Source organism: Methylobacterium sp. Leaf456 (genome assembly GCF_001425465.1).
Taxonomy (GTDB): domain Bacteria; phylum Pseudomonadota; class Alphaproteobacteria; order Rhizobiales; family Beijerinckiaceae; genus Methylobacterium.
This window is the reverse complement of record NZ_LMQV01000017.1, coordinates 1-11203: the sequence shown is the minus strand read 5'-3', so window position 1 is coordinate 11203 and position 11203 is coordinate 1. Positions and strand designations below refer to the sequence as shown.

Below are 11203 nucleotides of genomic sequence, written 5' to 3'. Positions count from 1 at the left end.
TCATGGGCGCTCACTCGGGGCGCCCCTCACCCCGCGCTGTTGGCAGTTCGTCCACCCGCGTGGTGTACCGAGGCGTCCGCATCTCGAACTTCGTCGCCCAGCCGCGCCGCTGTCGCGCCAGGTCAGCGCGCCGCCACTACGGCGCCGCGGCGCCATCGGGTCGATTTCGTGGGCGCAGACGACGGAGGCGGCGGGCGATGCGCTGCTGCCGCGCAGGCCGCGGGCCGGCGGCGACCGTGAGGCCGCGGACCTCGTGGCCCGGCTCGCACGCGAGGACAGCGACGGCGCCGCGCAGCTCCTCCGTCAGCGCCTCGCGGATCAAGCCGACGCCAGCATGACGTGGCTTGTGGGCGGTGAGGCACAGGGCGGCGGGGCGCGATTCGCCAAGGACATCGCCGGCACGGATCAGCAGGAGCGCGACCTGCGCGCGGTCATGGCGGCTCTGCAGCGCCCGGCGGCGCCACAGGCTGTGGGCGATATGATCGACGTGTTCCGCGCGACCGGCACGCGCAAGCCGCAGGGCAGTCCGACCGACTTCAACGCGCAGTACCGGGCGGAAGTCGGCGGCGAGACGTTGCCGCAGCAGGCGCTGACGGCCCTGCGTACCGGCGGTCGCTCGCTCCTGGCGAACGCGGGCAACGCGACGCGCCGGGCCTATCTTGGCCGCAACAACGCGACGCTGGCGGACATCCTGTCCGCTCCCAGTAGCGTCGAGCGCATCCGTCGCCTCGTCGAGCGCGGCACCGAGACGCCCATGGCCGATGCGGTGCTTCGGTCGCTGCTGCAGCAGCGTGGCGGGGGTATGGGAGCGCGCTGAGCCCGGCCTTATCAGTCGCAAGGCTCTGGCAGTGCAATTCTAGCGTGCATTCATGGTTGCATAGTAGTCACGCCCCACTGTTAAAACTTCGAAGCTCCACGCTTCGTGAGGTCTGCGATGGATTTATAACGGCCTCCCAGAGTGTCGCGTGATAGGCATTCGCAACCTCCGTTCTGATCGTGCGGACGAACATTAGACACCGAATGTTGTAGGTCAGAGATTAAACAATATGTCATCTGGACCCGCCCCATCGACAGCGCCACTCGAAGGCCATCGCCTAGTCTCGATAGGCAACAGTCAGTACAAGGTGGTCGAAAAATTTGATAATAAATACCAAATTACAGAATTCTCAGACGGGGCGGGCGATAACCTGACACGTCTCGGCGACATAGAAAATGATACATTTCGTGTAGGCTCGTTCCAAGAGGCTTATTCATACCTTGGGAGGCTGAGCAACAATCAGGGTATATTTTCCAAAAGCTCAGGGAATTATTACCTTTACTCAAATAATTCGTACGCCTTGAATGATACCGTAACCCTTCAGCGGCAGACTTATGATGCAGTTTGCTTTTCCTCTGGAACTCTGATCCGCACCCCCAAGGGTGATCGCCCGATTGAGTCGTTGTCCGCCGGCGATCGCATCGTCACGGCTGCTGGCGCGCACCTCCCGATCCGCTGGATCGGACATCGAGTGCTGAAGTGCCACGGCAGGCGTGCCGCCCTACCAGTGCGCATCGCCGCCAATGCCTTCGGCGAGGGCCGCCCGGAGCGCGATCTGTTCGTCTCGCCCGCCCACGCCATCGCAGTCGATGTCCTTGGCGAAGTGCTGATCCCGGCCTGCCGGCTGACCAACGGCACCACGATCACGCAGGTGGATGTGGAAGAGGTCACCTACTGGCACGTCGAATTGGAAAGCCACGATATCCTCATCGCCGAAGGCCTGCCCGCTGAAAGCTATCTCGACTGCGGTAATCGCCGCTTCTTCGCCAATGCCGAGGCGACTGACCTACTGGCCGTCCCCGACGCCCGGCCGGAAGGCACGCTGCCGTTCTGCCGTCCGTTCCACGAGGCAGGCGCAGTGGTCGATCTGGTCCGTGCCCGGCTTGAGGAACGCGCCGTGGCGCTCGGATGGCACAAGGTCGAGGAGACGTTCGCCGGCCTTCACCTCGTTGCCGACGGCCTCGCGATCCGCCCCGATGTTCAGGGTCTCACGGCCCGCTTCGTCGTCCCGGCTGACGCCCGCGATGTTCGGCTCGTCTCGCAGACGAGCGTGCCGGCTCATGTCGTTCCGGGCTCGTCGGACGACCGCCGCCTCGGCGTGGCGCTCGCAGCCCTGTCGATCGACGACGGCCTGACCGGAGCCCGCGAAGTTGCCCTGGATGACGCTCGCCTGGGCAAGGGCTTCCACGGCGTCAATGGCGGCGCGCGCTGGACGAACGGCTCCGCGGTGCTCCCCGCTGCCCTGTGGGACGGCTGCAAGGGCTCGTTTTTCCTGCGGGTGACGCTGGCAGGCCCGGCGCTGTCACGCTGGGTCGGGCCTGGCGAGACAGCCGATGTGGTCCATCTGGCGGAGCGCCGGCAGGCCTGAACTGGAAACAGATTGCCCCGCCGCGACCCGGTTAGATCAGGTCGTCGTAGGGCTCCTCTCAGCCCGCGCCGTAACCGCCCTTCGCATTGTCCGTCGAGCTGTCGGGTAAATTCTGCTCGTAGCCGCCAGCCTCTGGCCCGGCCTTCTTCGGTTTCACCGTGCCGGGTGAGTGCGGCCCGGCGGGCGATGGCATCTCAGGTGCGTTCCCCTCGCCCAGCGGTCGGCCAGGTGGTTGGGAGCCGACGGCCTGGGTCTTCACGCTGTGGTCTTCGGACATGGCACACCATCCTCGGTTCACTTCGATGGAGGAAGGGGTAGCTGCAGGCAGAGTTCCGATCTGGCGTTGTCGATCGCGCGGAGCACTTAAGCCGCTCGGTGCTTGCCTATGTGTGCCGGTGCAAGGCTGTTGCGTCGCCGTTCGGTCTACAACGCTTCCTCATGACCGTTCGGTCGAACCGGACTTATGCCGTTGAGTAAGGCAGCGAGTTCCGACTGCCGCGAAGTGCCGGTCTTCGCGAAGACCGCCTTCAGTTGAGTACGGACCGTGCTGTCCAATACGCCAGCCTGTACCGCGACCTCGGGTACGCCGAGGCCGCGAGCGATGTCACGAGCGACGCGCGCCTCGGCCGGCGTCAGGTCGAACAGCCCTTGGACGAGTCCGGCGCTCGGCATCCGGTCCATCTCGGCCGTCGTAATGACGACGAGGCAAGCCGTGCGGGCAAAGACGTCTCGCGCGGTGCCGCTCACCGGCACCAGATGGAGGATTGCAGGCCCACGCCCTGGCTCGGCTGGGATCGGTATCGACGCGCCCGTGGCAGTGTCAGGCGCCGAGCGAGTGCGCGCTAGGTAGTCCTGCACCTGCGCTTGAGCCGCCTGGTGAACCACAGCAAGCCCACCAGGCCCGTCCTGAACCAGCGTCGGCATCAGCGCCTCGAAGCGGACGTTGCAGGCAAGCAAGCTGCCCCTGAGCGACACGGCCGCCGCGGCGAGGCCGAGGGCTTCGAGGTCGCCCACGGTCGCCTCGTAACGGCTCTGGGTATAGCGCGCGGCTAGCAGGGCGGCACGGGCGAGGTGCGGCCGGTAGAGGTCGAGGTGTTCGGCCTGATCGCGCCGGAAGGCCCCCTGCACGTGGCGACGCTCAATGTTGACGACGAGGGTGTCGCCGTTCGGCACGGCGATGGCCGTCCCGAGATGCCAGCCCCCACCGATCCGGCGCATGTACGCGTACATGGGTTCGGCATCGAGCTCATCGTGGGTGAACAGGTCGAGGTCGGTCAGGAAGCCGGCATGGTCGCGGCGCACGCCTCGCTCGACGAGCGGGTTTTTGGCCATCCAGCCGTCGGCCAGGAATTGTGCGAAGAAATCCGTGGTTTGCTGAGAGGCAGTCCAGCGTGTGGCCTCGGGCGTGACGGTGAACAGCATGCCGCCCCACGCGTCCGTCATATCGGATAGCCGGTCCAGCAACGTCGGCCAAAGCTCAGGGATGTGAGCGGCCTCGTAGATCGTATCGATCAACGCTTCATCCGGGGCAGGCATCAACGGCATCTCGATCGTTCGAACGACCCTCCGTTCCGAAAGGCGCACCCAGACAGTACGTGCCGGCACTATTGCTCCGCGTCATCAGCGTGCGGTGCAGGCGTCCAGGGCGCCCATCGGGATCGTGGTCGAACCTGTGTCAGCTCGTCGGCTTGGCCTTTTCCGCGGAGCCCGAGGATTGTGCGGCTCGCCGCTCTGCTTTCCGACGCGCCGCTGAGATGGCCCTGGCCGTGGCGGGCGAACGCCTGGCAATCCAGGCATCGTGCCGGCCAAGAGGCTGCCGAGCAGGATTGGTTTGGTCCGATTTCATACAAATTCCCCGGCGATGATCCGCCGGTCGCAAGTCATGAGCCGATTTGCATCCCCCAAATTGGGGATAAGATATCGAAACGGACGCCGTGTGTGCTGCATCGGGCACACCCGAAACGCAGAAACGGCGGAGCCTGCACCCCGCCGTCCAAAACTACGCTGCAACTATTGCGTCGCGTACGGCGCCGTCAGAGGCCCATGAGCACGTTGGCAGAACCAGCGACCGTCATGGCGACGCCGCAGGCGAACACGCCGATCATGCCGTGTGAGAACGCCTTCAACATCAAGCTATCCATCACCCGGTTGCCGATTAGCAGCGGTAGCCGCCCGAGGTCTGGCCGTACTGCTTGACCGGGAAGTGCTGCTGGTCGGCGTTGCCCTCGGAAGCCGAACTCTGCGGGCAGCTCGGGTAGGCGTAGGTCGGGCCGGCGGAGCCGTTGATGGAGCCTGTGGTCGTCACGTCGTAGGGCATCGTCGAGATGTAGCGTCCCTTGGTAGCGCCATAGTCGAAAGCCAGCGCGGACGAGGCCGGAGCAGCAACGCCGAGAACAACAGCGGCGATGACGGCGGCAATACGGGTCTTCATGAGGCTTAAACAACTCCTTACGCGGTGATACCGGCCGATCCGGCATCTTGTCGTCTTGCGTCAGACTGATATGGGTACGGCTCATTCGGCGTGACGTGCCCCCACGCACATAGGTAGCCGGATTAAGTCCGCCAGCTTGCCTGCGAACATGACGTGCTGCGGCGGTGGAGGGCGCTGAAGGCTCAGAGGAGCGTGAGCGCCGGGTCTAAGCTTAAGGCCGGCCGACGTTCTGCTGCCCGCCCCGCATACGCTGCCGACGACGATTTCCGGGGCGCGTTCGGGCGTGAGCGAGGCCTAAGGACAGCAAGCCGAGCGTCGAGGGGGCGCCGCGCCGGCTCGCTGGCTACCGCTCCAGGTCGGATCGGGCTTGGTGCAGCAGCTCATGTCTTGTGGCCCAAGCTTCGGCGAAGCTCAAGCCGACACTATTGCAAATGATATTCTTTTGATCCCGCCGCTGGCCAGACCCCCGCGCACCCCTCCCACATCGAGAGACCCACCATGATCCGCGCGCTTCTTCTCGCGGCGTTGCGGAAGGCGCTAGGCGGCCTGTTTCGCGGTCCCTACGGATAGGTATGATCGTGCAGATCGCATCGCGTGGGAGTGGGCCATGACATCGACGCAGCCGAACGATCTGAAGCCGGGCGATATCGCCACGCCTGACGGCCAGATCCTGTGCCGAGACCTGGAACTGCACGAGTTCGGGTATTTCACCGTCAGCTACGAGCAGGCGCAGATCGCGCGGCAGTACGGTTGGGGCTGCCGGGCCGGTGTCGTCCTCGACGGGGAGCACGACGACGAATGGAGTTGGGAGCACGCTGAGGAAGAGCGTCGAAGTGCGCTTGAGGATGGCGAGGAGCCGCCCCGCGTTCGCATCTACCGGGAGCCACCCGCCTCCTGTCCGATCGACACGCCGCTCTCATGCCGCGTTGAAGGCAGGTAGCTAAAACAAGGGCGATATTCCACTTCACGTACCCATGCGCCGCAACCTATAGTCCGTAGACACTGAGACGTGGGCAATTAAATTGCCCGCATGCAAGGCTCGGCTCGCGATTCAATGCTCAACCACGCGGCGCTCATTGTGGCGCTGGAAGATCGCGCCGATCGTCTTGATCCGGCTATCAACAGGCTTCGCCGGCAGGGCGACAAGCGCGCCGCGGATGCCCTGCTCCATCTCGCCCGCTCCCAACGCATCCGCGCTTTGGAAGCTCGCGGGCAACTGCTTGCGCTTGCCGGCGGGAGCACAGATGGCTGCGCTTACTAGCCCTCGGCAGCCTTCTTGTTCTTAGGCGGCGCGATCTTCCCGAACACCCGGTCCAGCGTCTCCCCGTTGTCCGTCCCTAGCTCGCGGGACAGTTCTTCGAACCGGCGGCGTTGCTCGGCCGGGTCTAACCGCTCGACCTTATTACCGGGGGGCTTGGCCTTCGGCTTCGTCACTGTGTCGGTCATGACTGCGGCCTCCGTTGGCGGGGAATGTAGGCCCGAAACGGACGCACGCCAAAGTGACCGCCCAAGCGAAACCGACGGATTGTCTCAGAGTTAGGGCTGTAGCCCAACGCCCTGGGAGCCCGGACCGAATGCCTCGCTACTTCTTCGACATCGAAGCTGAGACCTGCACCGAAGATGAGGACGGCATGGAACTCGCCGACGATGAGACCGCAGCCATCGCGGCATTGCGCGTCATGCTCGATGTCGCCCGCCTCGGAGCCGCTGGGCAAGACGAGCGGCAGATGGCTGTGGTCGTTCGTAACGAGGCTGGGACGGAGGTTTACCGCACCGAATTAACGATCCAGGCCAAGAGGTTAAATCGGAACAGGGTAGACCACAGTCCAGAAAAGGTACGGTATATAACATAGGTTTGCCGACGAACCGTCCGGACCTATATGCGCCCGCATGAAAGTTCGACAACCCGCTTACACGATCTCAGCGAACAGCCAGCGGGGATCGCGGTCGGAAACCCGTATCGCTGCCGCGAGCGCCCTTTGCCTCGCTGATGACTGGGTTGAAGCTGGCTACACAAATGTCGTCGTGACGGACCCGGCCGGGAAGATAATTGACCGGGAGGCTTTCCGCGCCACGCTGCCGATTGTCCGGCGGATGGCTGAGCGGCGGAGGTCGGGCAAGGGCGTACTCAATTGATAGACGGGAGCCCGCTCGCCCAATGTAATTCCCGATCTGACTTAGTGAATAAATCGCCCCGGACGCCTTGAAATCGAGGCAGGATGGCAGCTTCTGATTCGTCTTTTCCCTTGCAAGTTGCTCATATGGACATGCTCCCCGGCGGCATTGGTGTTTTTTTGTCCGGCGTCAGCACTCTTGCGACAGATTGAGGGCCTCTACCCCGCCGAGAGCGACGACGAGGAGAAGTGGGCCGACGCCAAGCGCAAGGCGTTCACTCGCGCCCTCGCCAGCGCCATGCGGCACGACCTCATCGGCAGCGTCGAGCTGAACGGGTGGGATCACGTCTGGCTCAAGCCGGAAGCAGCATCAGCCTTATCAAATTGCGACGGCTGCGGCCCATTCATCGAAGGCCGATGGCAAGCGCGCCCAACCTGACTGCTTGCTCAATCTCGTCGCCCGCGCGCAAAGAACGAGCAATTGCAGCGGACGAATCATTGATTGCGTCGCTGTGCGATGCACTATAATCGTGCGAAGGATTGTATCCAGCCTGCGTTCGGGCATGATAACTGTCCGGGAAAATTTGATTCAATTGCTTTCTTAAAATTGCACAGGCTGTGGTGTAATCCCCTTCGAATTTTGAGTTCGCGAAGGTTGATGCATTGGGATGCATACCACGCTCGATTTGCATAAATTTTTCTTCGTTTTGTTTATCCGCAAGATACCGCCTCCGGATGCCAGATATTATTACCTTAATACGGCCGATAATCATTTGTTAGAACCTCTTTTTGAAACGGTAAATAAACATGTTTTTGATCACAATACGAGCTAAATGTTGAAATCTCGGCCGTATGCCAAGCGGGGTCGAGGGCCTTTAGGGTTGCCGCCCAGAGTTTAACTGAGTGCGGACTGAATGGACATCCGAGACCGGACAGACAGGACACTCCTAGTGTCCTTGTCCTGTCCGTCCGGCGGCGGACGGGTGGATGACCCGGACAGGTGTCCGGTTTGTCCGGTTCGTCCGTATGGATCAATGGAGGCGGAGTGCTCTGAGGACGGTGCGGACCTGCTTCTCGGCACAGGGTTTCGCGATGAAGTGGGCACTCGACGGGAGGCGAGCCCTCTCACACGGATGGCACCCGGAGCAGACGATGATGCGGCTATCCGGCCAGCGCTCGGCGCAGGCTTTGGCAAGATCACACCCGTCAATCAGTCCCGGCATTCGGATATCTGTATAGAGCAGACTGATGCCTTCGACGCTTTCGAGCTTCGTCAAAGCTTCGGCGGCGTCGCAGGTTTCGATCACATCGAATCCGAGTTCTTCGAGCATATCCGCTGCAGCGATGCGGAGGATGGCCTCATCTTCGGCGAGTACGGCAACGGGGCGAGCATTTGTCATTTGATGGGAATGGTCGGAAACGTCTGCGGTTGCTTACGCCTCCGTGAGAAGTGACGTTCCAGAACCGGATGGAACTCAGACAGCCAAGCTGGGGATTGCGCGACCAAACCGGGACGACGCGGTTGGTGCTCACCACCGCACACCGGAACCACGACACAGCCGACAATGCCCCGACCAGCCTCGCAACGTGGTGCCAGCGCTGCCATATGATCCACGACCGGCCGGAGCACGTTCGACGGCGGTGGTTGACGGTGTTCAGGCGTAAAGCGCTCGGCGACCTGTTTCGCGGGCCCTACGGCTGAGGGGACGAATTGGTTGCTCGCGAACGAGGCAAACGTGGCAGTCAGCGCCCGCGCTGGTGAGCATCATGCAGCTTCTATCGGCTTCGCGCGGGACGCCTCCCACTCAGTAAGCGCCCGCTGACGCGCATCGTAGGCGATACGCAAAAGGCTATCGGNGTGAGCATCATGCAGCTTCTATCGGCTTCGCGCGGGACGCCTCCCACTCAGTAAGCGCCCGCTGACGCGCATCGTAGGCGATACGCAAAAGGCTATCGGAGCTCCCCTATGCTTCTGGATGATGCGCCAAATGCGGATCATCGGGGCTTAGACCGAGCAGACGGGCTGCTTCAGATCGCCAGGTGGCATCGGCAGCGGCGAACAAGACGTCTGCGCTCTTAGGGCAGTTCTGATACACGGCATCGCTCCCGCGAAGTGCGTCGGCGTACCAAACGCGACCCGCAAATATCTAAGATAGATCAGCAGTTTAGGCTCATAAAACTGTGTCTGTGACAACAAAAGGCACGCTCTTATTGATCGTCATTTGTTGACTGGAACTCGCGCCCTAGGTCAAGGCTCGGATGTGCATATCCATCCCGCATCAGCATTCTCCGCGTGCACATACTCGCGATCAGTGGATCTCAGGTGTGATTGCTCCCGAACTTGAAAAAATGCTTCTCGATTTTCAACTCAAATTATTAGCTTATTAAAACGCACCTACGGTTTGTGCTAGCGTTCTCTACGCGCGATCCGAAAGCAATTAGGCTGTCTGATAGCGTACAAAACGTGTGCTAGTTTGGAACAAATCTAGAAGAGGCGGTGCTGGAAGGAGCGCGCTATCTTCGTTTCGGCTCGCAAGCATCAGGAGTAGATCGCTCAGGCATGCCCCATCCCCAAGTCTTGCGCGACATGGCCCTGTTCGTCGAAGTGGCCAAGCATCGAAGTTTCAGTCGAGCCGCTCTCGCCCTGGAGATACCGGTCTCCTCGCTGTCCCGCCGGATCACAGTGTTCGAAACGGCAATCGGCCTGCGTCTGCTCGACCGCACCACGCGCCGCCTGACGCTGACCTCCTACGGCGAGGCCTATTTCGCCCAGGCGATGCGCCTCGTTGAGGAGGCGCAGCAGGCCTACGACGACATCATGGCCGAATCGAAGGGGCCGAGTGGCCTGCTCAAGATCGCCGTGCCCACCGATTGCGGGATGCAGGAGCACATAGCGGCGATCGCCTCGGATTTCACCAAATCCAACGAACATGTCCGGCTTCATCTCGGGGTCGGACACGGGCCGGCCGACCTTATGGACGAGCGTTATGATCTGGCGCTTGCCTTGGAGGCGCCGCGTGAAACCTCCCTGATCGTGCGCAAGGTGTCCGAACTCGCCAAAGGCATCTTCGCCGCTCCGTCCTATCTGGAGGATTGGGGCCGGCCAATGAGCCCGCCCGATCTTTCCGACCACAACGTCCTCGTCGACGGGCATCCGACGAACTGGTCGTTCGTCCGTGGGGACGAGACTGCCTCGATCGCGGTCTCGGGCCGGATCACCTGCAACTCGCCGAACCTGAAGCGCACCTTTGCGCTCGCGGGCTACGGGCTGTTCGCCGCGAGCTTGAGCAGCGTCCAGGCAGATCTCGCCAGCGGCGTCCTGGAGCAGGTGATGGCGGATTGGACGCTCCAGCCGACGCCGCTCTACATCGTGACGACCTCGCGGCTGCTGCCGGCCAAAGTGCGCAGCTTCATCGATTTCGCAGTCCAACGGTTGGCCGCACCGCAATCGCCGGCAGGCCCCCAATCCCCTATGTCAGAGCTTCAGGGTNCGCCTTTCTTCGTGACGATGGTGGGCCGCTCTACATCGTGACGACCTCGCGGCTGCTGCCGGCCAAAGTGCGCAGCTTCATCGATTTCGCAGTCCAACGGTTGGCCGCACCGCAATCGCCGGCAGGCCCCCAATCCCCTATGTCAGAGCTTCAGGGTCCAGGGTCTCTGTCCCGCTGAATCGGCGCGGTATGAGCCGGCAACCGTCGTGCAGCTTACGATGCTGCAGGCTGATCCTGGGCTCACTCGTGTAGCTGCCTGCGGTGATGACCGTGCCGTGGCAGCTCGGGCATCGCTTCGGCTTGTCCCGATGGGCTCGATGCGCCTCGTTGGCTGGAACACGTAGCCACGCGCCATCGACCTTAATCTCGCAGACGGGTGAGAGGCGCTTTTCCATTGCGCATTCTGCCACCGCGATCCCGGCGCTACCAAGGCTGGCCAGCAAGCCGTCGATCCTACCTCGTGCCCGTCTGACGATGGATCGAAARGCTGGCTTCTGGCCGCACTAACAGGCGCCGCCCTCATCCTGCCTAACGCTCCGGAGCCGTCCAAACTGCCGAATGGCGCCGTGAGTACAACAATCGTTTGAGTCCTCATCATTCATACCAAAACGCTTTTGATACTCATTCATGGAGCGCTAATCATACCGCAACTGAAACGCGAAAAATCTTCGTGAGCGAGGGAACCGCTAAAATTGTAAGGATCGAAGTCAGGTCTCGGTACAGCGCCTGACCCATCTTTGCCCCATAACAAGGGGGCAACAA

The 11203-nt window shown here is 62.2% G+C and carries 12 protein-coding genes and 2 pseudogenes; 6 read left to right on the top strand and 8 right to left on the bottom strand.

Going from position 1 to position 11203, the window contains the following annotated elements:
* Positions 1-10: 10 nt before the first annotated feature.
* Positions 11-82, bottom strand: a complete 72-nt coding sequence (locus ASG52_RS28340) for a DUF4113 domain-containing protein (RefSeq protein ID WP_286159034.1) — start codon at positions 80-82, stop codon at positions 11-13.
* A gap of 171 nt (positions 83-253) precedes the next feature.
* On the opposite strand from ASG52_RS28340, the gene ASG52_RS12900 reads away from it, so the two are divergent.
* The gene (locus ASG52_RS12900; RefSeq protein WP_056243569.1) at positions 254-817 is read left to right on the top strand and encodes a hypothetical protein; all 564 of its coding nucleotides are present in this window, start codon (positions 254-256) and stop codon (positions 815-817) included.
* Positions 818-1337: 520 nt separating this feature from the next.
* On the top strand, positions 1338-2405 hold the full coding sequence (locus tag ASG52_RS26335) for a Hint domain-containing protein (protein WP_502691059.1): 1068 nt from the start codon (positions 1338-1340) through the stop codon (positions 2403-2405).
* Positions 2406-2463: 58 nt separating this feature from the next.
* Here ASG52_RS26335 and ASG52_RS26330 read toward each other — a convergent pair whose 3' ends face one another.
* From ASG52_RS26330 to ASG52_RS12885, 3 genes are all read right to left on the bottom strand, one after another.
* Positions 2464-2682, bottom strand: a complete 219-nt coding sequence (locus ASG52_RS26330; RefSeq protein ID WP_082552533.1) for a hypothetical protein — start codon at positions 2680-2682, stop codon at positions 2464-2466.
* Between the two features lie 146 nt (positions 2683-2828).
* Entirely contained in the window at positions 2829-3920 is a 1092-nt protein-coding gene (locus ASG52_RS12890) for a helix-turn-helix transcriptional regulator (RefSeq protein WP_286159032.1), read from the bottom strand.
* Between the two features lie 640 nt (positions 3921-4560).
* The gene (locus tag ASG52_RS12885; protein WP_056243566.1) at positions 4561-4836 is read right to left on the bottom strand and encodes a hypothetical protein; all 276 of its coding nucleotides are present in this window, start codon (positions 4834-4836) and stop codon (positions 4561-4563) included.
* A 607-nt stretch (positions 4837-5443) separates the two neighbouring features.
* On the opposite strand from ASG52_RS12885, the gene ASG52_RS12880 reads away from it, so the two are divergent.
* The gene (locus ASG52_RS12880) at positions 5444-5776 is read left to right on the top strand and encodes a hypothetical protein (RefSeq protein ID WP_056243563.1); all 333 of its coding nucleotides are present in this window, start codon (positions 5444-5446) and stop codon (positions 5774-5776) included.
* 317 nt (positions 5777-6093) lie between these two features.
* Here the strand turns inward: ASG52_RS12880 and ASG52_RS12875 are convergent, their stop codons facing one another.
* Entirely contained in the window at positions 6094-6282 is a 189-nt protein-coding gene (locus ASG52_RS12875) for a hypothetical protein (RefSeq protein WP_056243561.1), read from the bottom strand.
* Between the two features lie 128 nt (positions 6283-6410).
* On the opposite strand from ASG52_RS12875, the gene ASG52_RS12870 reads away from it, so the two are divergent.
* Positions 6411-6689: a DUF6894 family protein gene (locus ASG52_RS12870; RefSeq protein ID WP_056243559.1), complete on the top strand. Its 279-nt coding sequence runs from the start codon at positions 6411-6413 to the stop codon at positions 6687-6689.
* Between the two features lie 665 nt (positions 6690-7354).
* On the opposite strand, the gene ASG52_RS27165 is transcribed toward ASG52_RS12870, so the two are convergent.
* Both ASG52_RS27165 and ASG52_RS26325 read right to left on the bottom strand, forming a co-directional pair.
* The gene (locus ASG52_RS27165) at positions 7355-7723 is read right to left on the bottom strand and encodes a hypothetical protein (RefSeq protein ID WP_156383934.1); all 369 of its coding nucleotides are present in this window, start codon (positions 7721-7723) and stop codon (positions 7355-7357) included.
* A gap of 258 nt (positions 7724-7981) precedes the next feature.
* Positions 7982-8281: a response regulator gene (locus tag ASG52_RS26325; protein ID WP_286159033.1), complete on the bottom strand. Its 300-nt coding sequence runs from the start codon at positions 8279-8281 to the stop codon at positions 7982-7984.
* A gap of 185 nt (positions 8282-8466) precedes the next feature.
* Between ASG52_RS26325 and ASG52_RS28335 the strand changes: the two are divergent.
* Positions 8467-8652 (top strand): annotated as a pseudogene (locus ASG52_RS28335) (hypothetical protein); the annotation flags it as partial.
* Positions 8653-9510: 858 nt separating this feature from the next.
* Positions 9511-10440: pseudogene (locus ASG52_RS12850) on the top strand (LysR family transcriptional regulator); the annotation flags it as partial.
* Positions 10441-10578: 138 nt separating this feature from the next.
* Here the strand turns inward: ASG52_RS12850 and ASG52_RS28770 are convergent.
* Positions 10579-10836 (bottom strand): hypothetical protein, encoded by a 258-nt coding sequence (locus tag ASG52_RS28770; RefSeq protein ID WP_082552539.1) that lies wholly within the window; start codon positions 10834-10836, stop codon positions 10579-10581.
* Between the last annotated feature and the right edge of the window lie 367 nt (positions 10837-11203).